General features: G+C 59.4%; 25 protein-coding genes. 20 read left to right on the top strand and 5 right to left on the bottom strand.

Translation table 11 applies throughout. The annotated features are described in order from the left end of the window. The 7 genes from SVU69_04470 to SVU69_04500 all read left to right on the top strand — a co-directional run. A partial coding sequence (locus SVU69_04470; GenBank protein MDY6942248.1) for a P-II family nitrogen regulator occupies positions 1-104 on the top strand: 104 nt, incomplete at its 5' end. Between the two features lie 62 nt (positions 105-166). Then, positions 167-1,420: an ammonium transporter gene (locus SVU69_04475; protein ID MDY6942249.1), complete on the top strand. Its 1,254-nt coding sequence runs from the start codon at positions 167-169 to the stop codon at positions 1,418-1,420. Between the two features lie 140 nt (positions 1,421-1,560). Further along, on the top strand, positions 1,561-1,899 hold the full coding sequence (glnK, locus tag SVU69_04480; GenBank protein MDY6942250.1) for a P-II family nitrogen regulator: 339 nt from the start codon (positions 1,561-1,563) through the stop codon (positions 1,897-1,899). Positions 1,900-1,949: 50 nt separating this feature from the next. Beyond that, positions 1,950-3,257, top strand: a complete 1,308-nt coding sequence (locus SVU69_04485; protein MDY6942251.1) for an ammonium transporter — start codon at positions 1,950-1,952, stop codon at positions 3,255-3,257. A 170-nt stretch (positions 3,258-3,427) separates the two neighbouring features. Then, positions 3,428-4,021 (top strand): ATP-binding cassette domain-containing protein, encoded by a 594-nt coding sequence (locus SVU69_04490; GenBank protein ID MDY6942252.1) that lies wholly within the window; start codon positions 3,428-3,430, stop codon positions 4,019-4,021. Beyond that, positions 4,018-4,833 (top strand): iron export ABC transporter permease subunit FetB, encoded by an 816-nt coding sequence (gene fetB / locus SVU69_04495; protein MDY6942253.1) that lies wholly within the window; start codon positions 4,018-4,020, stop codon positions 4,831-4,833. Before SVU69_04490 ends, fetB begins: the two co-directional genes overlap by 4 nt. A 42-nt stretch (positions 4,834-4,875) precedes the next feature. Continuing rightward, positions 4,876-5,292, top strand: a complete 417-nt coding sequence (locus SVU69_04500; GenBank protein MDY6942254.1) for a DUF4124 domain-containing protein — start codon at positions 4,876-4,878, stop codon at positions 5,290-5,292. 14 nt (positions 5,293-5,306) lie between these two features. Here SVU69_04500 and speE read toward each other — a convergent pair whose 3' ends face one another. Beyond that, positions 5,307-6,167 carry a polyamine aminopropyltransferase gene (speE, locus tag SVU69_04505; GenBank protein ID MDY6942255.1) on the bottom strand — a complete coding sequence of 287 codons (861 nt, stop codon included), beginning with the start codon at positions 6,165-6,167 and terminating at the stop codon, positions 5,307-5,309. A 142-nt stretch (positions 6,168-6,309) separates the two neighbouring features. Between speE and speA the strand changes: the two genes are divergently transcribed. From speA to SVU69_04540, 7 genes are all read left to right on the top strand, one after another. Beyond that, entirely contained in the window at positions 6,310-8,199 is a 1,890-nt protein-coding gene (speA, locus tag SVU69_04510; GenBank protein ID MDY6942256.1) for a biosynthetic arginine decarboxylase, read from the top strand. A gap of 14 nt (positions 8,200-8,213) precedes the next feature. Continuing rightward, positions 8,214-9,080: an NAD(P)-dependent oxidoreductase gene (locus tag SVU69_04515; GenBank protein ID MDY6942257.1), complete on the top strand. Its 867-nt coding sequence runs from the start codon at positions 8,214-8,216 to the stop codon at positions 9,078-9,080. A 194-nt stretch (positions 9,081-9,274) separates the two neighbouring features. Next, positions 9,275-10,414 carry an ABC transporter permease gene (locus tag SVU69_04520; protein ID MDY6942258.1) on the top strand — a complete coding sequence of 380 codons (1,140 nt, stop codon included), beginning with the start codon at positions 9,275-9,277 and terminating at the stop codon, positions 10,412-10,414. Continuing rightward, positions 10,407-11,177, top strand: coding sequence for an ATP-binding cassette domain-containing protein (locus SVU69_04525; GenBank protein MDY6942259.1), 771 nt, complete (start codon positions 10,407-10,409; stop codon positions 11,175-11,177). The genes SVU69_04520 and SVU69_04525 overlap by 8 nt, the downstream gene beginning before the upstream one ends. 7 nt (positions 11,178-11,184) lie before the next feature. Further along, positions 11,185-12,102: an MlaD family protein gene (locus SVU69_04530; GenBank protein MDY6942260.1), complete on the top strand. Its 918-nt coding sequence runs from the start codon at positions 11,185-11,187 to the stop codon at positions 12,100-12,102. Continuing rightward, positions 12,099-12,743, top strand: coding sequence for an ABC-type transport auxiliary lipoprotein family protein (locus tag SVU69_04535; GenBank protein MDY6942261.1), 645 nt, complete (start codon positions 12,099-12,101; stop codon positions 12,741-12,743). The genes SVU69_04530 and SVU69_04535 overlap by 4 nt, the downstream gene beginning before the upstream one ends. A 20-nt stretch (positions 12,744-12,763) precedes the next feature. Beyond that, complete coding sequence (locus SVU69_04540) at positions 12,764-13,444, top strand: dienelactone hydrolase family protein (protein ID MDY6942262.1); 681 nt, start codon at positions 12,764-12,766, stop codon at positions 13,442-13,444. A gap of 78 nt (positions 13,445-13,522) precedes the next feature. On the opposite strand, the gene SVU69_04545 is transcribed toward SVU69_04540, so the two are convergent. From SVU69_04545 to argH, 3 genes are all read right to left on the bottom strand, one after another. Next, the gene (locus SVU69_04545; protein ID MDY6942263.1) at positions 13,523-14,089 is read right to left on the bottom strand and encodes a nicotinamidase; all 567 of its coding nucleotides are present in this window, start codon (positions 14,087-14,089) and stop codon (positions 13,523-13,525) included. A 38-nt stretch (positions 14,090-14,127) separates the two neighbouring features. Further along, positions 14,128-14,691 (bottom strand): outer membrane beta-barrel protein, encoded by a 564-nt coding sequence (locus SVU69_04550; protein ID MDY6942264.1) that lies wholly within the window; start codon positions 14,689-14,691, stop codon positions 14,128-14,130. A gap of 118 nt (positions 14,692-14,809) precedes the next feature. Then, positions 14,810-16,201, bottom strand: coding sequence for an argininosuccinate lyase (argH, locus tag SVU69_04555; GenBank protein MDY6942265.1), 1,392 nt, complete (start codon positions 16,199-16,201; stop codon positions 14,810-14,812). A gap of 147 nt (positions 16,202-16,348) precedes the next feature. Between argH and SVU69_04560 the strand changes: the two genes are divergently transcribed. The 6 genes from SVU69_04560 to SVU69_04585 all read left to right on the top strand — a co-directional run bounded on the left by SVU69_04560 (position 16,349) and on the right by SVU69_04585 (position 22,364). Beyond that, complete coding sequence (locus SVU69_04560) at positions 16,349-17,425, top strand: histidine kinase (GenBank protein ID MDY6942266.1); 1,077 nt, start codon at positions 16,349-16,351, stop codon at positions 17,423-17,425. A gap of 3 nt (positions 17,426-17,428) precedes the next feature. Continuing rightward, positions 17,429-18,169 carry a LytTR family DNA-binding domain-containing protein gene (locus SVU69_04565; protein ID MDY6942267.1) on the top strand — a complete coding sequence of 247 codons (741 nt, stop codon included), beginning with the start codon at positions 17,429-17,431 and terminating at the stop codon, positions 18,167-18,169. 76 nt (positions 18,170-18,245) lie between these two features. After that, a complete protein-coding gene (gene hemC / locus SVU69_04570; GenBank protein MDY6942268.1) occupies positions 18,246-19,187 on the top strand; it encodes a hydroxymethylbilane synthase in 942 nt (313 codons plus the stop codon). 13 nt (positions 19,188-19,200) lie between these two features. Continuing rightward, complete coding sequence (locus SVU69_04575; GenBank protein MDY6942269.1) at positions 19,201-20,016, top strand: uroporphyrinogen-III synthase; 816 nt, start codon at positions 19,201-19,203, stop codon at positions 20,014-20,016. Positions 20,017-20,028: 12 nt separating this feature from the next. Beyond that, positions 20,029-21,120 (top strand): uroporphyrinogen-III C-methyltransferase, encoded by a 1,092-nt coding sequence (locus SVU69_04580; protein MDY6942270.1) that lies wholly within the window; start codon positions 20,029-20,031, stop codon positions 21,118-21,120. Next, on the top strand, positions 21,117-22,364 hold the full coding sequence (locus SVU69_04585) for a heme biosynthesis HemY N-terminal domain-containing protein (protein MDY6942271.1): 1,248 nt from the start codon (positions 21,117-21,119) through the stop codon (positions 22,362-22,364). The genes SVU69_04580 and SVU69_04585 overlap by 4 nt, the downstream gene beginning before the upstream one ends. On the opposite strand, the gene SVU69_04590 is transcribed toward SVU69_04585, so the two are convergent. Further along, positions 22,361-23,371, bottom strand: a complete 1,011-nt coding sequence (locus SVU69_04590; GenBank protein ID MDY6942272.1) for a CDP-6-deoxy-delta-3,4-glucoseen reductase — start codon at positions 23,369-23,371, stop codon at positions 22,361-22,363. The two genes, SVU69_04585 and SVU69_04590, sit on opposite strands and share 4 nt — an antisense overlap. Positions 23,372-23,506: the final 135 nt, after the last annotated feature.

The following is a 23,506-nucleotide window of genomic DNA, read 5'->3' on the forward strand; positions in this document are numbered from 1 at the left end:
AAGCGGCGAAGACAGGCAAGATCGGGGACGGAAAAATCTTCGTGTTCAACCTCGAGCAAGCCATCCGCATCCGTACAGGGGAAACCGGCGGCGACGCCCTTTAACCCTCGCTCAATTGGAATACCAAAACACCTTAAAAATGCCGCTTGCTTTGTGGAGGTAAAAAGTGGAACAACAACTTGCGGAACTGAGCTACGCGCTCGACACCTTCTATTTATTATTGTCCGGCGCATTGGTGATGTGGATGGCAGCAGGCTTCGCGATGCTGGAAGCCGGCTTGGTTCGATCAAAAAACACCGCTGAGATTCTCACCAAAAATGTCGCTCTGTATGCCATCGCCTGCATCATGTATCTGGTGGTGGGCTACAACATCATGTATCCGGGTGGAGCCGTCAGTTCCTGGTGGCCGGGCATTAGCTTCTTCGTTGTCGAAGACAACACAATCGAAGCGCTCATTGCGGGTGGCGAAAACACACCTACGTACTCTGACATGTCTAGTTTCTTTTTTCAGGTGGTCTTCGTTGCAACGGCCATGTCCATTGTCTCGGGCGCCGTTGCGGAACGCATGAAGCTGTGGTCGTTCCTGGCTTTTGCCGTGGTCATGACCGGCTTCATCTATCCCGTGCAAGGCTATTGGCATTGGGGCGAAGGCTTCCTGTTCAAAGCTGGTTTCGCAGACTTTGCCGGTTCCGGTGTCGTACACTTGGCCGGCGCCACCGCAGCCCTGGCCGGTGTTCTACTGCTCGGCCCCCGCCTGGGAAAATACGGCAAGTCCGGCGAGATCAATGCCATCCCCGGCGCCAACCTGCCATTGGCGACCCTGGGCACGTTTATTCTCTGGTTCGGTTGGTTCGGATTCAATGGTGGTTCAAAGCTAAGCCTAAGTAATTTCGAAAATAGTAACGCGGTCGCCAACATCTTCGTCAACACCAATGCCGCCGCCGCGGGCGGTGCTGTCGCGGCCTTGATTATGTCCAAAATTCTTTTTGGCAAGGCGGATCTGACCATGGCGCTGAACGGTGCTTTAGCCGGCTTGGTCGCCATCACCGCCGAACCTCTGACGCCAACGGCCGGATGGGCAACCGTGATCGGTGCCATCGGCGGCATTATCGTCGTCAACGCCATTGTCGCCTTGGACAAGGCCAAAATCGATGACCCGGTGGGTGCCATCTCGGTCCACGGGGTGGTGGGTATTTGGGGGCTGCTGGCAGTCCCGCTGACCAATAACGATGCCACCTACGGTGCTCAATTGTTGGGTACCGCCGTGATCTTCGCTTGGGTCTTCGCGGCCAGCTTCGTTGTCTGGTCCGTCATCAAGGTGCTGGTCGGCATCCGCGTGTCGGAAGAAGAGGAATACAAGGGCGTGGACTATACCGAGTGCGGTCTGGAAGCCTATCCCGAATTCGGCCCGCAAAAATAGTACAACCCCTACCAGCAACCCCAAGGCGGGCACCTTTCGGTGCCCGCTTTTTTTTACATGGCCCCACTTCCGACCCATAATCTGCCGGGGCCAAGAATAAACGGTGTGCCCAAAAGAAACGCCAACCAGGAGGACTCTCGATGAAAATGGTTACTGCCATCATCAAACCGTTTCGGCTTGACGACGTACGTGCTGCGCTATCAGACATTGGTATTCAAGGAATGACGGTGACCGAAGTCAAAGGATTCGGCCGCCAGAAAGGACACACCGAGCTCTATCGCGGCGCGGAATATGTGGTGGATTTTCTACCCAAGGCCAAACTGGAAGTCGCCATCACCGATGATCTGGTGGAGCAGGTCGTTGACACCATCACCAAGGCGGCCAACACCGGCAAGATTGGGGACGGTAAGATTTTTGTCACCACGCTGGAACAGGTCGTCCGGATTCGCACTGGGGAAATGAATGGCGATGCCATCTAAAACGCGAAGACACCACCGAAGAAGAATACGAATGTAAGGAGACAAATGGGATGAATGGTTTTCCGCGTTGGATGAGGCATGGAAGCCCGGCCATCATCGGCTTGATCGCGGCGCCGTTGGCCTGGGGCGCTGAGAGCACAGAACTCAATGCCGGAGACACCGCATGGATGCTGGTCGCCACGGCCTTGGTTTTGTTCATGACCATCCCGGGTTTGTCGTTGTTCTATGCCGGTATGGTTCGAACCAAAAATGCGCTGTCCGTGCTGATGCAATGTTTCGCCATTACGTGCTTGGTCACCATATTGTGGGTGCTGTGCCTATACAGCCTGGCGTTTGCCGATGGCGGCGCCTACAACAGCGTGATCGGCGGCCTGGACTACCTGTTCATGCGCGGCATAACGGCTGATTCCCTTTACGGAACCATCCCAGAGACGGTTTTTTCCACCTTTCAACTGACCTTCGCGATCATCACCCCGGCACTGATCGTGGGCGCTTTTGCCGAGCGCATGAAATTCTCCGCTCTGCTGCTTTTCGTCACGCTCTGGGTGATTGTCGTCTATGCGCCGGTAGCTCATTGGGTTTGGGGCGGTGGCTGGTTAGGCGAACTGGGGGTACTGGATTTCGCCGGTGGTACCGTGGTGCACATTAACGCCGGTGTGGCCGGGCTGGTGGCGGCCTTGGTAATCGGCAAACGACAAGGCTATCCCTCAACCCGCATGCCACCTCACAGCCTGGTCCTGACCTTGACCGGGACCGGCATGCTTTGGGTGGGCTGGTTCGGGTTCAATGCCGGCAGCCAACTGGCGGCCGACGGCGGAGCGGGCATGGCCATGCTGGTCACTCAAGTGGCCACTGCGGCCGCCGCGTTGGTCTGGATGTTTGGTGAATGGCAGGCGCACGGTAAGCCCAGCGCGCTGGGAATCGCATCGGGCGCCATCGCCGGCCTGGTAGCCATCACGCCTGCCGCCGGTTTCGTCGGCCCCATGGGTGCATTGGCGATCGGTGCGCTGTCCGGATTCGGTTGCTTCCTCGTCACCACGCGGCTCAAGCCCGTTTTGGGCTACGACGATTCGCTGGACGCGTTTGGCGTTCACGGTATCGGCGGTATAATCGGTGCAATTCTCACCGGTGTCTTTGTCGCCGAGAATCTCGGAGGCGAGGGCCTGGAGGATGTGACCATGTCCGCACAAGTGATCAAGCAAGCCATCGGCGTGGTTGTCACCGTGGCCTACGGCGCGGTGCTAACGCTGATCATCTTAAAGCTGGTGGACGCCCTCATAGGGCTCAGGGTACCCGAAGAGGCCGAGGTCGAGGGCCTGGACTTGGCGCTGCACGACGAACGAGGTTACAACCTCTAAGTGTCCGTATCGTCGGGGTTTCGGTTGCATCCGAAACCCCGACGGCGAACCCGAAATCCGTTGTGATAACACACGGAAAACGCCGGACGCATATCACGCCTGGATACCAGAGAGCATCGTGCAGCAACTCGCCAGCTCAATCTCACCTTAAATTGCGGATCCGCTAAGACGTGTTAGAAGTTCGGCATCTGAGCACCGACCAAATATCTTCCGTGGACTTCCATATCGAATTCGGCACGTGCGTGACCCTGTTTGGCCCGTCGGGCGCGGGGAAAACGCGGCTGCTCCGCGCCATCGCCGATTTAGATCCCCACGGTGGCGAAGTGCGACTGGATGGGGTCCCGGCCCAGCAGTTCTCGGCCACGGCTTGGCGCCGCCAAGTGCAGTTGATGCCCTCCGAGCCCAAGTGGTGGTACCCCCATGTCGGAGATCATTTTCCCGAGTTCGACCAGGCGGCAGCTGCGGCGCTGGGTTTCGATCCCGCGGTGGCCACATGGCCCATCGAGCGCTTATCAAGTGGCGAACGCCAGCGCCTGGGTTTGCTTCGATCACTTGCCGTTGGACCGCGTGTCTTATTGCTTGATGAACCCACAGCCAATCTGGACGGCAAAAATGTTCAGGCGGTGGAAGCGTTGCTCGGAAATTATCGGCGTGATCACGCCTCGGCGCTGTTGTGGGTCAGCCATGATCCGGCCCAACGACGTCGTGTGAGCGATCGTCAACTCTGCCTTGATAACGGGCAGTTGGCGGAGGTGGCTCCGTGAACTTGATCCAGCTCTCCGCCTGGGATCTGGCCATCAGCGCCAGCTTGATCGGCATCCTGGCCCTACTGAGCGTGTCGCTACAGCTGAGAGTGGCGCGAGAACTATTGGTGGCGGCCGGACGCATGATCGCGCAGCTCCTTCTCGTTGGCTTGGTGCTGAAAGCCCTTTTCAGCTACGTGAGTCTCTGGCTCGTGGGTGCCGTGTCGTTGGTGATGCTGGCGGTCGCCGGTTACGAGGTGATGCAGCGGCAAACCCGCCCGTTTCGCGGCGTTTGGGGGTACGGCATGGGCACCGCGTCCATGTTCGCCTCTTCTTTCACGCTCACCATCTTTGCTCTGCTGGTGCCCGTTTCGGCGACACCGTGGTATCACCCACAGTACGCGATTCCGCTGCTGGGAATGATTCTGGGCAACACCATGAACGGAATCTCTTTGGCACTGGATCGGGTGACGCAATCCTGCTGGGATCAGCGCGAAACCATCGAGCAACGCCTAATGCTGGGTCAAACCGGCTCTCAAGCTTTGGCGGAAATCCGACGATATAGCATCAGGAGCGGTTTGATCCCCATCATCAACGCCATGGCGGTTGCCGGCATCGTCAGCTTGCCCGGCATGATGACGGGGCAGATCTTGGCCGGCGCACCACCCGAAGAAGCCGTGAAGTATCAGATTCTCATTATGTTTCTGATCGCCGGAGGTTCCGGGTTGGGGACGTTGGTTTCGGTACAACTCAGCGTGCGGCGGCTGTTCGATCAGCGCGACCGGTTGCGGCTGGAGCGGCTGAGGCTACCATCGTCCTCGGGGGCGAAATAGACCCATCACCGCTTCCCGATGCATTGCAGCAGGAGCGAGAACATGAACACAACACGGCCAATGCCCGTCTGGTTACTCGGATTGCTACTGATCGCAACGCCGGCGCTGGGCGAAGTGTATCGCTGGACCGGTGAAGACGGTACGCCGGCCTATAGCGACCGGGCGATCAGGCCCGGTGCCGAGAAGACTCAAATCGACTACTCAAAAAACCCCACCGATCCAGCCGAGGATACGGCTGAGGATTCGGTCGAATCTTTGGAAAATACCGCACCAAGTCAGGCCGATTCGGCCGCGCAATGCGACAAGGCCCGGACGACACTCGCGAAATACGAGCGCGCCAGTTATCTCTACCGGGAAGACCCGGACGGCGAAACACAGATCCTCAGCGATGAGCAATACCAGGCCGAAGTGGAGAAGGTTCGGATGCTAGCCCGCAAAGCTTGCGGCGACGCCGACTAAAAATCCGGTTTTGCTCAATCGCTCTCTGCAAAGGCATTGGCCACAAACGGTGGAACAGCCAAAGCGGCTTGATGGATGTCGGCTGAGTAGTATTGGGTCGCAAACGGGCAAGATCGCGCCACGTCCTGCCGCGCAAAAGTGACCTGGCCATCCCGGCCGGCCAAAGTCGCGGTCCACCAGCCCGAAGGATAGACCGGCTGCGGGTAGCTCAGCAGTTGGATATCGGCGAATCCCGCCCGCCGAAGACCGGCCCTCACGCCTTGAATGATCGGCAAATGATACAGGGGCGATTCGGTCTGCTGAACCAATAGCCCGCCGGGCCTGAGTGCCCGATACACATCCTGATAAAAGCTTTCGGAAAACAAGCCCAATGCCGGGCCGACCGGATCGGTGCTGTCGATGATCACCAAATCCAGACTACCGGCCGGACGCTCCGACATCCAGGCGATGCCATCGCCGAAATAGAGCTCGGCCCTGGGGTCATCATTCGCTTCACACAGGCTCGGAAAATATTGTTCTGAGAGCCGTGTCACCCGTTCGTCGATTTCAACCTGAATGGCGTGCTCCACTTCGTCGTGTCGGAGCACTTCCCGCAGCGTGCCACAATCCCCGCCGCCAATGATCGCAACTTCGCGCGGCGCGTTGTGGCTGAACAATGCGGGATGGGTCATCATCTCGTGGTACAGGAAGTTGTCGCGCTCGGAGAGCATAATACAGCCGTCAATGACCATCAGCCGGCCGAATGTCTCGGTTTGGTAAATTTCGATGAGCTGAAATTCGCTGCGTTCTTCGTGCAATTTTTCCGTTACGCTCAGCGAAAATGCACTCCCGCCGCGACCATCAACCTCGCTAAACCACCTGCCTTCCAGCGCCATGATTTACTCCACCACGAAAATGACGAATTATAGCGGGCCGCCATGACATTGGCAGCCAACAGAACCGGGCCGGATTGTCGTATTCTTTTTTCCCTGGCCTTCCCTTACCCTGTGCCCCGAACCCACTAATCTGGACGATCGCATGAGCGACTGGACAACCGACGACGCACGCAGCCTATACAACGTCCCCGACTGGAGCGACGGCTACTTTGACACCTCGCCCGAGGGCCATGTTGTGGTCAAGCCTCATCGCGACCCGGCGCGTGGTGTGATCAATCTGCCCGCTTTGGCGTCCGACTTGACCCAGGCCGGACTCAACCTCCCCGTTCTGGTCCGTTTCACCAACATTCTGCACGATCGGATCGACAGCCTGCTCGGTGCGTTCGATCGCGCCATGCAATCTCACGAATACGCGGGCCAATACACCGCAGTGTATCCGATCAAGGTGAATCAGCAACGGGCGGTGGTCGAGGAAATTCTCGCCCACAAAGAGGGCAACGTGGGCTTGGAAGCGGGCAGCAAACCAGAGCTGATGGCCCTGCTCGGGCTCGCCCCCCGGAATGGCTTGATCATTTGCAATGGCTACAAAGACCGGGAATACATCCGCCGTGCCCTGATGGCAAAGCGCCTGGGACACCGTGTTTTCATCGTGCTGGAGAAACTCAATGAAATCGACTTGGTCATTGAGGAATCCCGCGCGCTTGGTATCGATCCGTCTTTGGGCGTCCGGGTGCGCCTGGCCAGCCTGGGTGCCGGAAAATGGCAAAACACGGGGGGAGAGAAGTCCAAGTTCGGGCTGTCATCGACCCAACTGATGCAGGCGGTGGAGAAGTTAACCTCCGCCGGAATGAAGACTTGCCTTGAGCTGCTGCACTTTCATATGGGTTCCCAAATCTCCAATGTTCGGGATATCCGCGGCGGTTTGACTGAAGCGGCGCGGTATTTTACCTCCCTGCACGAGTTGGGCGTGTCCATCGCCTTCGTGGACGTCGGCGGCGGGCTGGGGGTGGATTACGAAGGCACCAAATCGCGCAGTTTTTGCTCCATCAACTACAGCGTTAACGAGTATGCCCATGCGGTGGTTCACGCCCTGAAAGAAACCTGCGTCACTCACGACCTGCCGGAACCTCACATCATCACCGAGGCCGGCCGTGCCATGACGGCGCACCACGCCGTACTCATCACCCAGGTCATGGAAGTCGAGCTCCCGGAAGCGGAGACCGCGACGCTCTGTGCGCCGGAAGCGGATGATCCGCCCATCCTGCACGATTTGTGGGACAACTATGAAAACCGCGATAGCCGATCACCCGTAGAAATTTATCACGACGCCATTTTCGGTTTGACCGAAGCGCGAACCATGTTCACCCACGGGGTCATCAACCTGGCGCAACGAGCCTACGCCGAACGTGTCTACACCGCCACCTGTCTGGCGCTACCGCGCCGACTCAACCCAACCAAGCGACCACATCAGGATATTCTCGAACAGCTGGATGATCGACTGGCGGCCAAGTACTTTTGTAATTTTTCGGTCTTTCAATCACTGCCGGACGTGTGGGCGATCAAGCAGATTTTTCCCATCGTTCCGCTGCAGCGGCTGGACCAGCGTCCCACCCATCGCGGCATCATCCAAGACCTGACTTGCGACTCCGACGGCTGCATCAATCTGTATGTTGAACAAGACGGCGTCACAGGCACCTTACCGTTGCACCTTCCCGAGGGCGATGAACCGTATTTGATCGGGTTCTTCATGGTGGGCGCCTACCAGGAGATCCTGGGAGATATTCACAATCTGTTCGGCGATACCGACGCGGTGAACGTCCAGCTGACCCCCGACGGCGGATATACCCTGCGGCAGCCGGAGCGCGGCGATACCGCCGACCAGCTCTTGGCCTACGTCCACTTTGAACCGAATCAGCTCATGGTGAGCTATCGGGAAAAAGTGGCCCGAGCCGGCCTCAAGCCGGAGGAGGGCGAGCGATTTCTGGCCGAACTGACGGCCGGACTGTACGGCTACACCTATCTAAAACGCTAACGGAAGATCCAGCGATGCGTACGGGATTCATCGGTTTGGGGGCTATGGGCCTGCCCATGGCGCGAAACTTGAGCCACGCCGGCTTGCTGACCGCAATCTGGAACCGCAGCCGGGATAAAGCCGCGGCGTTAGCGGAAGAGACCGGCTGCCGACTGGCCGCCTCGCCAGTGGACCTCACATCCGACTGCGAGGCGATCGTACTGTGTGTCTCGGCCGATTCCGACGTATTGTCCGTCGTTGATGCGCTGACGCCGGGTTTGGGTAAGAACCACATCATTATCGACTGCTCCACGGTCGCCCGATCAACCGCCATTGATGCGGCCAAGCGCGTTCGCGCGCGAGGAGCCGATTTTCTCGACTGCCCGGTCTCCGGCGGTACCGAAGGGGCCCGTCTGGGAACCTTGGCGATCATGGCCGGCGGCGCACCAGAAACGCTGGAGCGTGCACGGCCGGTACTCCAGGTCATGGGTCAGCGGATCGTCCACATGGGCGATGTGGGGAACGGCCAGGCCACCAAAGCAGTCAACCAAGTCATGGCGGCCGGTATCAACCAGGCGGTCACCGAAGCACTGGCTTTTGGCGATGCCCTTGGCCTGCCGATGGACGCCCTGATCGACGTGATCGGCGGCGGTGCCGCCGGCAATTGGTTTTTGAGCCATCGCGGCCCCACCATGGTTCAAGGCCGATTCGAACCCGGCTTTAAACTGGCGCTGCACGACAAAGACTTGGCCATATGCGAAGCCATGGCCGCACAAGCCGGTGGCGAGCTACCCACTGTTCATGCAACGCGGGCGCACTACCAAGAACTCATGGCCACCGGCCACGGCGAACAAGACATCTCGGCCCTTTATTTACTCAAGCGCACGCTCTTCTCGTCCTGACCACCGCACCGACCGTACGGGAACTTTCGCCGAAATCCTGCTCTATGTGCGAGAATCTACGGCCAAAGGCGAGATGCCGCCAGGCTGAGCAGCCGCCCCCGGCGCATCCCAACGCCGGCCCGCCGTGATTCAGCGTCTGTTCGATGCTGCACGATCCGGGCGGCCGGCTTGACGAACAACAGGAATACGCGGTGATGGCGGAGCAACACGATTCAGCACGCCCCTCGATCAGACTGGTCACGGACCCCCAGCGGGGTCGGGTCGTGAACGTCGGTGGACCGTGGATTCTCCGTGAACTGGGCCCCAGGCTCGAAGAGATGCGGGGGCGACTCGGACAACTGGAATCCCCTGCGTCACTCACTTGGGATTTGACGGCCATCACCACCCTGGATAGCGCCGGCGCACTGTTGCTTTGGCAAACGTGGGGCGACACCGAACCTTCGCAGCTCGTGGTGCGGCCCGACCAGAAACCATTGTTCGCCCGATTGACCGGCCTGACCGAACGCGCGCCGAAACCGGCGCGGCAAAACCCGTTGGATTTTATTGCCGGAATCGGTGATCTCTTGTGGCGAGGATCAGGGCACGCGCGGGATGTCACCTTCCTGGTCGGTCAGATCGTCTTGGATCTCCTGTTCCTGATCACTCGGCCGCACCGGGTTCCCTGGCGCGAGATCTCCGCCACTATTTACAAAACCGGAGGCCGTGCGCTGTCCATCACCGGGCTGGTGGGGCTGCTGATCGGCATCGTCATCAGTTATCTATCGGCCTTGCAGCTTCGCCTGTTGGGAGGAGAGGCATTCATCGTCGACCTGATGGGATTGGCCGTTACCCGGGAGCTGGGCCCCTTGCTCGCGGCTATTTTAATCGCCGGCCGATCGGGCTCGGCCATGACGGCGGAATTGGGCGTCATGCGGCTGACCCAAGAACTGGATGCACTGCAGGCCATGGGAATATCCACCAGCTTGCGGATTGTCCTGCCCAAGGTCATTGCACTGGCCATCGCGATGCCGCTGCTGGTGCTTTGGACCAATGCCGCCGCCATCTTCGGCGGTATGCTGGTCGCCCAGTCGGAGCTGGACATTAAGTTCGGACAGTTTCTGCTCAACCTACCGGCTGCCGTTCCGGTCGGCACCTACTGGCTGGGGATCGGCAAGGCGGCCGTCTTCGGCATGTTGATCGCGTTGGTGGCCTGCTACTTCGGGCTGCGGATACAACCGAACACGGAAAGTTTAGGCCGCGAGACCACTAACGCGGTGGTTACCGCCATCACCATGGTAATTCTGGCCGATGCGGTGTTCGCCGTGGCCCTGCGCGACGTGGGTTGGTATGACTAGCGAAGCCGTCATTCAACTGAAGGACATCACGACCCGGTTCGGCCGGCATCTGATCCACGACGGAATCAGTTTGGATCTGCTGCGAGGCGAGGTTTTAGGGCTGGTGGGCGGATCCGGTTCCGGAAAAACCACCTTGCTCCGGGAGATGATCGGACTGCTCACTCCCAGCGCCGGCGAAGTCCGGGTGTTCGGTCACGAATTGGGCGGTGCCAGCCGCAAAACCCAGGAAGCCCTCAGACGACGGTGGGGTGTACTCTTCCAACACGGCGCCTTGTTCAGCGCCTTGAGCGTTTTCGACAACATCGCCCTGCCACTGCGGGAGCTGAAACAGCTGGACGAGGGCCTAATATGCCGCCTGGTCAACCTAAAACTGGAGTTGGTGGGACTGTCCACCAAAGACGGCCCTAAACTGCCCGCCGCCTTATCGGGGGGCATGATCAAGCGGGTCGCCCTGGCCCGCGCCCTGGCGCTGGAGCCGGAACTGCTGCTTCTTGACGAACCCACCTCCGGCCTGGATCCGGTCACCAGCGAGTTGTTCGTCAAGCTCATCGATGACCTCCGGCGCGAATTGGGTCTGACGGTGGCTCTAGTTACGCACGACCTGGATACGTTAAAGGATCTGTGCGACCGGATTGCCGTCCTGGCGGATCGACGACTCGTGGCCATCGGACCGCTCGAAGAAGTCGTTCGGGTGGATCACGCGTTCATTCAAAGCTATTTTCACGGCAGGCGTGGCCGGCGTACGATCGGTTTGAGGAGTTAAACAAGCAATGGAGAATCGCGCGTTCGCCTTAATGACCGGCCTGTTCGTGGTCGCGCTGGGCCTGGCGTTGATGGTGGGTGGTTTCTGGATCGGTCAGCGGGGCGAGGATCGCATCGCCTACCTGGTCGTCTCACAAGGCTCGGTGGCCGGCTTGTCACCCTATTCCACCGTGCAATATCGTGGCGTGGAAGTCGGCCAAGTGACGTCGGTGGTGTTCGCAAATGATCAAAGTCGAGATATTTTGATTCGTATTGAAATCAACCCCACCGTCCCGATCACCGCCAATACCTATGCCACCTTACGCTATCAGGGCATTACCGGCCTGGCGCAAGTGGAATTGGCTGACGAGGGCCCGGTGGATGCGGAGCGGCTGGTGTCGACCGAAGCCAACTTGGCCCGCATCCCCATGAAGCCCTCGCTGATCGAATCCATCGGCGAGTCGGGCGAAGAACTGCTCAAGCGGGTCCAAGACCTGGTTCAGAACCTCAACGAAGTTTTGAATGAAGAGAACCAGGCCCGTTTCAGTGCCATTATGGCGAATGTGGAGAACATGACCCAACATCTCTCCGCCATGGCGGACGGGATGTCCCCGTTCCTGGAAATCTTGCCGAAGCTGGGTGAAGACAGCGGTGCAACGATTCAGAGCGCCCAAGCGGCCATCCAGCGAATCGGTGAGGCCACCGAACAACTGCGGGAAGTCACGGCACGGGCCGCCGCCGTCGGCGAGATCGCCGAAACGGCTGGTGAAGAGTTCCTCATCACCACCATTCCCCAGATCAACGAAACCTTGCTCGATCTCGAAAATGCCGCCCGGAACATCGAACGGCTAAGCCAAGAATTACAAAGCGACCCTTCCAGCATCGTCTATGGGCGGCAGCGGCGAGCCCCCGCACCTGGCGAAGCAGGTTACGGAGACTCTCCATGATCTTACGTTTCTCGAACCTGGCTATCGTTGCCCTCACCGCGGCGGTGTGGCTCAGCGGTTGTACAGTCGTGCCTGAGCGACTTCCCCCACCCTTGACCCACGATCTCGGCGAACAGTTGAACGCCTCGCCGCTGACCATGCCCGCCGTGACTGTGGTGGTCTCGGCGCAGGCGCCGTCGTGGCTGAACAGCACGGCCGTGCCTTACCGCATGCCCTACCTGGACGCCACCGAACTGAAGTATTACAACGACACGCACTGGATCGCAGCGCCGGTGGAGCTGGTATCGGAGCGGCTAAAACAGCGCCTGCACAATGCCGAGCCCGGGTACAGCCCAACCGGGGGTCGGCAGACCATTTATCGCTTGGAATTGCGCCTTGAGCAGTTCGAACAGGTTTTCGTCACGCCGGCATCAGCGGAGGGACGGATTCGTGTTCACGCCACTTTAACCAACGCCCGTACGCGCGAGCGCATCGCCCAGTCGACGGTGCAAGAAACCGTTGCCTGTCCCACTCCCGACGGACCGGGCGGTGTCCAGGCATTGGCCAATGCCGCCCACGGCGCAGTCGAGCAAATCGCCCAGTGGGCGAGCGCATCCGTTTCGTCCGTATCGCCCCACGATCCACGCGTGGGCGAACCGTAAATCACGGAGGAGGAATCACCATGGGAGAAATCATCGAGTATTCGCGACCTGACGGCCAACAAGCGAAAGGCTATCTGGCAAAAGCCAACGATCCAGCCGCGCCGGGGTTGGTGGTCATCCAGGAATGGTGGGGACTGCAAAACCAGATCAAAGGCCTGTGTGATCGATTCGCCGCGGACGGATTCCACGCCCTTGCACCGGATTTGTTTCACGGAACCGTGATTCCCTACCACGACATGTCGGCCGCCGCCAAAGCCATGCGGTCGTTGGATTTTGTCGCCACCACCGACCAGGACGTACGAGGCGCTGCGCAATACTTTAAAAATCAGGGCAAAAAAGTCGGCCTGACGGGCTTTTGCATGGGGGGAGCCATTACCATTATCGGCGCAGTTCGAATTCCGGAACTCAGCGCAGCGGTGTGCTTTTACGGCATTCCACCGGAGCAGGTGGCCCATCCCCGCGACATCCGCGTTCCATTACAGGCCCATTTTGCCAATCAAGACGATTGGTGCAGCCCTTCGGTGGTTGACGCGTTCGAAGCCGCATGCCGCGAAACCCAGTCCCCGGTTGAAATCTATCGCTACGACGCGCAGCACGCTTTCGTAAATGAGCAGCGTTCAGATGTTTACGATGCGGCCGCCAGCGAACTGGCTTGGAAACGCTGCCTCGACTTTTGGCAACGACACTTGGCGGACCAATAGACGAACGCAGCGGCGAATCTTGCGTGTAACCTAAAGCAGAGCGGGGAGACTGCGTCCGACGACGCGCCTGAACCGACCCTACAGATCGTCGAGAATTTCGGCACCGGCCGCGGCCATCTGGCGTAAGGCCTCTGCTCCTTTCTCCGCGTCCACCGGCCGCGTGGCCGCGCGCAGCAATACCACCTCGAAACCTTCTTTCCGCGCCGACAGGACCGTGTCGCGAACGCAAATATCTTGTGCCAAACCACCGATAAAAAGGCGCTTGACACGTTGGCGTTTCAAGTACGAACCCAATCCTGTGTTATGGAAGGCGGAATAGGCATCTTCATCGAAGCGTGTCCCTTTGCTCACAATCACCACGCCATCGGGCAATTGTAAATCGGGATGAAACTCAGCACCCCAGGTATCCTGAACGCAATGGTCGGGCCAAGGACCGCCTTGCGCCTGGAAACTGACGTGCCCGACGGGATGCCAATCCCGTGAGGCGATCACCATGGCACCGGCTTTTATCGCCGCCGCCAGCCACTGATTCAGGACCGGCACCACCTGATCGCCCTCGGCAACTTCCAAGTGCCCCCCGGGGCAAAAGTCGTTCTGCACATCAACGACGAGCAGCGCGTCGCCGGGCTTTAACTCAAGATTCACCGGCGCCCTCTCCCTCGTGGACAGAGTCATGTGAACGCTTAAAACGCAATCCGACCACCCAGGCGGTACGTCTCCACATCGTCGGTCAACTCCGCGCGCGCGAAAACGTGGAAGCGGGACCATACGCCGAGAACCGCACCCAAACCAAGCACCGTCTCACTGTCATCGAGGACATCGATATATTCCACATCCGCATTCAGCTCCAAGCGCTCCACCGGCCCGAAGCGCACACCGGCCATCACACTATAGCCGTTGTCTTCCGCATCATCCCCAACGAACAAGTCGAACTCGCGGCGCACCCAGTTGACCAAACCGAATACATCCAATTGCTCAGAGGCGCCGTATCGGTAGCCGGCCCCTACCGACAGATCAAGGATTTCGATATCCACTTCATCGCCTTCAGTGTAGGCATTGCGGATTCGACCGATGATGTTGTCGGTCAATCCGAGAGAGATATTCAGCCCGAAGCCTTCCAGGTCGTCGTCGTCCGCATTCAGGAACCGGTAGTCGACATCGACGTAGTCATAACCGAGTTCCGCCGCCGAGGCGGGCATGCTCACCAGACCACCTAAGGCAGCGATCGCAAGCCAACGTTTTTGCATTTATATTTCTCCACACATATTGAGCCGTTGGGGAAAGTCCGGTGGATGCTCAGCCGACCCCGGACCCACTCACGCCTGCTGATCATAACAGCCAACGGCCCTGATTCGACAACGAAATTCACTCGGCGCGCCGTGCCCGGGCAACAGCCGCGCGCACCTGATTCGGCGCGGTACCGCCGATATGATCCCGAGCGGCAACGGAACCTTCCAGCGTCAGCACCGCAAAGACATCCTGTTCGATCAGCGGCGAGAAGGATTTGAGCTCATCGAGATTCATCTCGGAAAGATCCCTGTCGGACGCCACGCCCGCGGCCACCGAACGGCCCACCACTTCGTGGGCGTCACGAAACGGCAGGCCCTTACGCACCAGATAGTCGGCCAGATCCGTGGCGGTGGAAAATCCGGCTCGGGCGGCCGTTCGGCAGCGGGCTCGATTCACCGTCACCGCTGGAATCATGTCGGCATAGGCCCTTAGGCAGCCCGCAAGCGTATCCACCACATCGAAAATGGGTTCTTTGTCTTCCTGATTGTCCTTGTTGTAAGCCAACGGTTGGGACTTCATCAGGGTCAACAAGCTCATCAAATGCCCCACCACGCGCCCGGTCTTGCCACGAACCAGCTCCGGAACGTCGGGATTCTTCTTCTGCGGCATGATGCTCGAACCGGTACAGAACCGATCAGGCATATCCACAAAGCCGAATTGGGCCGAGGACCAAAGCACCAACTCTTCCGAACAACGGGACAGGTGCGTCATCAAAAGGGCCGCATGGGCGGCAAACTCGATCGCAAAGTCTCGATCACTCACCGCATCCAGCGAATTCTCAGCAACCCCGTCGAATTGGAGCAAACGCGCAGTGTATTCGCGATCAATCGGATAGGTGGTACCGGCCAACGCGGCCGAACCCAATGGCATCACATTCACTCGGGCGCGACAATCAAGCAGGCGGGCCCGATCCCGGCTCAACATGGCATGCCAAGCCAACATGTGATGGCCGAAGGTCACCGGCTGGGCCACCTGCAGGTGGGTGAAGCCGGGCATGATCGTTTCGGCTTCCCGCTCGGCAAGGTCCAACAGCGCCGAGCGCAAACGATCGAGTTCGCGAAGCAATGCGTCAATGGCATCGCGCACGTACAAGCGAAGATCGGTCGCCACCTGGTCATTCCGCGAACGGCCGGTGTGCAATTTCTTGCCGGTATCACCGATGAGCTGCACCAGTCGGGCCTCGATGTTCATGTGCACATCTTCCAGTGCCACCGACCACTGAAATGCGCCTCCCTCGATCTCACCACGGATGGTCTCTAGACCTTCGACAATCTGCTCGCTTTCCTGGGCAGACAAGACACCCACGTGCGCCAACATCCGGGCGTGAGCGATCGAACCCGCTATGTCCTGAACATACAACCGCCGATCAAAAGCCACCGAGGCGGTAAACGCCTCAACGAACGCATCCGTACTTTCGGTAAATCGACCACCCCAAGGCTTGGGGGCGGGGGACGCTTGATCGGACATGAATTTTCCTCGAAACACCTGGGCATCGGCGCGAACGCCGCCTGCCATCCAGAAACGCGTGAATGTGCCGACGATTATACCGGGTCCGCCTGCGCCGCGCCTTTCGGGCGTGCTGCAAAGAATTCCAACGAAATACAGGAGAGGGGATTGTCCCGACACGCGCGGTCATCCGACGATGATTTTTTCCTGCCGGATTTATGTAACGTCCGTGCAGTGTTCGCCATTGTCGTGAGCACTCAATTGTTGGCGTTCGTGCTCACCCTCGCCGGCGGCGACGGCGAATTCTGGTCCCGACTGAGTTTCACGTCCTTGTTCGCGCAATGGATTTCGCTGTCCGGCACCGGGCTGCTGTGTACCATCCGCCCCTGGCTGCAACGTCTGACACGGGTACTGGCGGTGAGCTTCACCTTCGCCGTGCTGGTGAGCGTTTGCGCCCTGGTCAGCGAGATCGCCTATCAGGGCCTGAGCCAACTCGAACGTGGCCTTTGGGCTGCCGCCGACGCTGAACATATCGGTTTTGTCGGACGAACCACAGCCATCGGCGCCATCGTCTATGCGTTGGCGCTTCGATACTTGTACGTTCAACATCAATGGTGGCGCAACGTCCAAAACGAAGCCGAGCTGCGGATCCAGGCCTTACAAGCACGGATCCGCCCTCATTTCCTGTTCAACAGCATCAACACCATCACGTCCCTGATCCGAAGTCAGCCCGAGGTGGCTGAAGAGGCCCTGGAAGACATGGCTGATCTGTTTCGAGTCAGCTTGGGGAAGCGCAAAACCCTGGTGCCACTCAGCGAGGAGCTTGAAATCTGCCGGCGCTATGCGCGGATGGAGGCGCTGCGCCTCGGCGATCGGCTCGAGATCTACTGGGACTTCGCCGGCGTTCCCCTCGATGCATTGGTGCCCCTGCTGGGTCTTCAGCCCCTGCTGGAAAACGCGATTTATCACGGTATTGAAAACCTGCCCCGAGGCGGCGTGGTCCGGCTCGGCGGCGAGATCCGAGATGAGATCATCACATTATGGATCAGCAATCCCATTCCCAACCGCCGGCACCCCCAACGACAGGGTCACCGGATTGCCGTGGACAACACCCGTCAGCGTTTGGCACTGGCCTATGGCGACAAAGCGCGCCTCACGCTGGAGGAAGAGGACGATGAATACCGAGTATGGCTGCGGTTTCCCTACCTGCGTGCCGATAACACGGTGACAGACCAGGGAGCCTGATTTATGCGAATCATGATCGTTGACGACGAGCAACCGGCTCGCGAACGCATCAAGCAAATCCTAGATAGCCTGGAAGATTACAGCGTCGTGGCCGAAGCGGACTGCGGAGAGCGAGCGTTGTCAGCCATGGTGCAGTGCGATCCGGACGTCGTTCTGCTGGACATCCGAATGCCAGGGATGGACGGGCTGGAAACGGCGCGGAACATCGCACTGCTCGACGAGCCACCCGCCGTCATCTTTACCACCGCTTATGAAGACCACGCGTTGGAAGCCTTCGGCGCCCAAGCGGTCGGCTATTTGCTCAAACCGGTCCGCAAACAACGGCTGCAAGATGCACTGCAATCGGCATCCCGCGTGACCCGCGCCCAACTCAACCAAGTCAGCGCGCCACACTCCCGGGAGAGCGAGCGCAGCCACCTCTGTGCCCGGGTTCGCGGGGGATTGGAGCTAATTCCCTTGGACGAAGTGATTTATTTCAAGGCGGACCAGAAATACGTCACCGTGCGCTACGTAAACGGTGAAGTGCTACTGGAAGAATCCCTCAAACAACTGGAATCGGAGTTTGGCGACCGATTCGTCCGAATCCACAGAAACGCCCTGGTGGCCAAAGATTACATCGCCGGCCTGCAGCGACGCGGCGCCGCCGGCTGCGATCTCTCGCTGCGCGGTTGTGACGAATTGGTAGCGGTGTCTCGCCGGCACCTACCCGGAATTCGACGCTTGTTGAAACAGCAAGCCGGTTGATCCGTCCGGCGCTGGGATTGCGATGCGCTGGGTCGACTCGTAGGATGGCCAGATTTGGTCATCCTACGAGTCCTGTATGAGAACCCGGTCTTTGCGCATCGCAACCCGCAGCAGTCAACTGGCATTGTGGCAATCCGAGCATATTCGGGACCGTTTAAAACAACACCACCCCGAGCTGACCGTCGAGATCGTCCCCTTCAAGACCCAGGGCGACAAAATCCTCGACGTACCGCTGGCCAAGATCGGCGGCAAGGGCCTGTTCACCAAGGAACTCGAACTGGCCCTGCTAAGCGACAAAGCCGATATTGCGGTGCACTCCATGAAAGATATCCCCGCGGATCTCCCGGAGGGGCTCCATATCGGCGCGGTGCCCGCCGCGGGAGACCCGCGCGATGCCTTTGTGTGCAACGACTATCCGACCCTGAACGATCTGCCACAAGGCGCCCGTTTGGGCACCTCCAGCCTCCGGCGCCAAAGCCAGCTCTTACATCATCGACCGGACCTGAAAGTGGGTTTTCTGCGCGGTAACGTGGGGACGCGCCTGTCGAAACTCGATGCCGGCGATTTCGATGCCATTGTGCTGGCCGCCGCCGGCCTGCGGCGATTGGGTCTGGCCGAGCGCATCCGCAGCGCCATTGAACCGGATGTCTGCCTGCCGGCCGTGGGACAGGGTGTTCTCGCCATCGAATGTCGAATTGACGATGAACACATCCATCAATGCCTGGCGCCGCTTCAGGATACGAATGCCAACATCCGCATCGCCGCCGAACGGGCATTCAGCGCACGCCTGGAAGGCGGTTGCCAAGTACCGATGGCCGGCCATGCCGTGGTGCAAGGAGAGACCGTCACCCTCCGCGGCTTAGTGGCACGCCCTGACGGCAGCGAACTTATCCAGGGCGAGTTAACCGGCCCCAAAGCGGAGGCCAAGCGCATTGGTGTCACACTGGCCGAGCGATTGCTGGATCAAGGCGCGGGCCGCATTTTGGCGGAGCTCGATGACACTCACCCATCGCCCTGAGGGAATATGAACCGTGGGGAACGCCGCCAACCGGCCGCTGGAAGGCACCTGTGTGGTGGTGACCCGGCCGGCTCATCAAGCCCAAGCGCTGTGTGAAAAACTCGGTGCACTGGGGGCCGAGGTAGAACGCTTTCCGGCGATGGACATCGAGCCGGTTCACATATCCGGAACGAGCGATCTTGCCATTCGCGGCAAAAAGGCTGACTGGTTGATTTTCATCAGCGCCAACGCGATTCGCTGTGCGCTGCAATTGGCGCCCGCCCTCATCGCGGAGACCCAAGCGAAAGTGGCGACAGTCGGGCCGGCAACGGCCCGAGCTTTTGAGGCGATCGCCGGGCGCGCGCCAGATGTGATCCCCGATGGCGGTTTTACCAGCGAAGGGCTCCTCGCATGTGCCGCTTTGCAAGCCGTGGAGAATCAACAAATCCTCATCGTACGCGGCGTCGGTGGGCGGGAAATACTCGCCCGAACCCTGCGCGAACGAGGTGCACAGGTGACATACGCCGAAGTCTATCAACGCCGACGCCCCAAGCCCGATTCGTCGGAAATTCAGAAAGTTTGGCTCAGCCATGCGCACCCATTGGTCGTCACGGCAACCAGCCAGGAAGTACTGGCCAATCTCAAAGCCATGCTGGCACACGGGCCGGCCGCCAAGCGCCTTGCAGATTCGCAACTGGTGGTGGTGAATGAGGCTATGGTAAAAATGGCACGAGATTTGGGCTTCCGGGAACCCGCGTTGCTCGCCGCGGCCGCGAATGATGACGCTGTGGTTCAGGCGATCTTGCATTGGCGGAAAACAGGACATCATCCGGGCGAACCGGCGGCATAAGGAGTTGCCTACATGGCCGAAGAACAAAAACCCTCCCAGACAATACCGGCACCGACCCATGCCGCTGAATCGCGAACCGGTGGCGCGCCCCCCGCAAAACCCGGACGTGGCGCCCTCCTGCTGGCGCTGGTGGCATTACTGATCGCGCTGTCCTCCGCCGGTGGCGGAGCCTATATCGGCTACCGGGGTTTGGAGCTGGAAACCAGCGCCGATCGCCAGAGGGAAACCTTGGTCGGGGTCCAAAGTGAGCTCAATGATCTAAAACAAACGGTGGTGTCGCCGGCCGCGCTCGACGCGGCCGTCAGCCCGCTCAAAGCCGGCCTGGACGATTTATCTCAACAAAACAATGTGCTGAACGATCAATTTGCCACCATGCGGGGGCTGGTCGAAGGTGGCCGGGCCGCTTGGCTTCGTTCGGAAGCCGGGTATTTGTTGCAGATGGCCAACCAAGCCCTGCAATTGCGTGGTGACGTAACAACTAGTCTGCGCGCGCTAAAACTCGCCGACCGCAGCTTGGAACTACTCGCCGATCCGCGCTTGCTTCCGGTCCGCGCCGCGCTGGCCGAGGAAATGGTCGCCCTGCGAGCGGTGGCCATCGCCGATATCGAAGGCATCGCATTGCAGTTGTCCAGCCTCAGCGCCCAGTCCGAACAATGGCCCTTGACCCGTCACGTGCCGGGGCCCTTCACTCACGGAACGCGAGAGATTCCCCCGAACGCCGGGGAGGCCCGATCGCCGTGGCAACGATTCGTGTCATCCGTGCTGGCGACGTTGCATTCGATGGTGGTCATTCGGCGACACGACGAGCCCATCGCAACGCTGGCGGCTCCGGAAATCGAACGTCTCCAGCGCCTACAAACGAAGATCGCCCTGGAAAGTGCGCGCCTTGCCCTGTTGCAACGCAATCAAGACAGCTTCCGCGAGCAAATCCGAAGCGCGATCCACGCAATCGACGACTATTTCGCAACGGATCAACCGCCGGTTCAAAGCGCCTTGGCACAGTTGGAGGAAATGTGGGCGGCGCCACTGGCACCTGAGCTGCCGAATCTAACCCAATCGCTCACGCTGTTGAGGGATTTCGAAGCCAGTATGGTGACGCCATGAGAGCGGCGATCATCCTGATTGCGGTACTCGTTGCCAGCGTCACCCTGGGGCTTTTTTTAAGGGAAGACAACGGCTACGCCCTGCTGGCCTGGGGTGGCTGGAGCCTGGAGACCTCGCTGGTCGCCTTCCTCATCGGTCTGATCGCCGCCATTGTCGCGGCCTACCTGATCAGCCGCACCTTCCTGGGTACGATCCGTTTGCCAGGCAGAATTCGCCGGCGCTCCAGGGCGCGACGTCGTCATCAGGCCGCCATGGACTTGGCGCGCGGTGCGCTCGAACTTCAGGCCGGACATTGGACGCGTTCGGAGCGAACCTTACTCGCTCATGTGGATTCGGCCGAACACCCTGTGGCGCACTACGTCACCGCCGCGCGGGCGGCCCAACTCTTGGGTGCAATGGAGCGACGGGATCGATATTTACGGCTGGCCTACGAGCTGGCCGACAAGGACGACCCGGCTATCTTAATGACGCAGGCCGAATTGGCCCTGCAGGATCAGCAGTTCGAACGCGCGTTGGCGACACTCAATAGTCTCACGCCCGACGACTCCAACGCCGCTTCGCACACGCGTCTGCTGGTTCGATGTTACGAGGCCCTTCACGACTGGTCCAAGCTTCGGGAATTGCTACCGAAAATTCGCGAAACGCGAGCACTGGATGCTGAAGCGCTGGACAATCTGGAGTTCGAAGTCTATCGCCAAGCCATTCGTATGGCGGTGGAACGTAACGACATCGCGGCCTTGGAAACCGCATGGCGCGACATGTCACGACCGCTGAAACGAAATGGCGAGATGCTGAACGAATACGTCCGAAATCTGCGTCGGATGAAACTGGATGAAACAGCCGCCGATCTGATCGAGCAACACCTTAAGCAACATTGGGCCGAACCTTTGGTGCTGCAATATGGCTTGCTGGAGACGAAAAAGCCCGCTGAACAATTGGATTACATCCAAAAATGGACGGAAAAATACGGTCAACAGCCCGTATCTCTGCTCACCGCCGCCCGCATTTGCCGACGGCTTAAGATTTGGGGTAAAGCCAAGCAGAACTTCGAAACCTGTCTGCGATTGGACCCAAACCCGCAGGCCTATTGGGAACTGGCAGAATTATTGGTGGAGACCGGTGAACCCGATCAGGCTCAACGACTCTATCAGGAAGGATTGAAAAACTGCGCGGGGCTGTCCCAAAAGCCAATGACGGCGATCAAGCCAGACACAGAATCCGGCGGGTCAGCGCTCCCAGCTTAATCGACCGACCACTCGAAGCTATCGAACAATAGCTGGTCGCGAGGCAAGCCCCGGGCGAGGAAAGCTGCCTCGGCCGCGTCAATCATGGCGGGCGGGCCACTCGTGTACACCTGATAGTCTGCCAAGTCCGGGTAGTCTGCGATCACCGCCTCGTGCACCCAACCACGACGAGTGTTCACATCGTCGTTCGGTTCTGCCGCGGAAAAAACCGGTGTAAACAGAAAGTTGGCATGTTGGTCGGCCAGATCCCGGAGCCGGTCGCCAAGATATAAATCGCGGCCCGCACGCACGCCCCAATAGAGATGCATCGGCAAGGAGAAGTTCTGATCGACGGCATGTTCGATCATGGCCTTGAGCGGCGCGATTCCGGTTCCACCGCCGACCAAAAGCACCGGGCGCTCCACGCCCTCCTGCCAAAAGAACCCTCCCAAAGGGCCCTCCAAACGAAGCAACGCTTTCTCCTGCATTTGGGAAAAAACATATTCACTAAACGCGCCGCCGCTCACCCGTCGAACGTGAAGTTCTAATTCTTCACCGCGGCCCGGAGCCGTAGCGAGGGAATAACTGCGTCGTCGGCCGTCCTTGAGTAGCACATCGACGAATTGCCCCGGCAAATACCGAAAGGGTTGGGCCGACGGCGGTCTCAACCGCACGATCATCACATCGTCAGTCACCCGCGATAAACTGACCACACGCACGGGAAACCGGTGAGGGCGCACGTCACCCGCAGGTAAAACGCGGGCGCGTATCTTGAGATCAGATTCCGGGCGCGCCAAACACAGCAGCACTTCACCCGCATCGTGATCGGCAGCAGACAAGGCGGACGGGCGCCCGTCTTCGTACCCGACGGAACCTGAAATCAAACGCGCGCGGCAGGTGCCGCAGGTGCCGTTTCGGCAACCATAGGGCAGCGCCACCCCTTGTCGTAGCGCCGCCTCGAGTACGGTTTCACCCGGCTCGACCTGAAAACTCACCTGGCCCGGCTCCAGAATCACGGACCTACCCATGCACGATACTCCTTCTTGCGCAGAATGAGTCCGAGGATACCTGATCCGCCCCCGAGACCCATTGAACGGTCACTTAGCAAGCTATTGATAATACGACAAATACAGAGAACCGAAAGTACTGACTTATAGAGCACT

Source organism: Pseudomonadota bacterium (assembly GCA_034189865.1).
Classification (GTDB): Bacteria; Pseudomonadota; Gammaproteobacteria; order UBA5335; family UBA5335; genus JAXHTV01.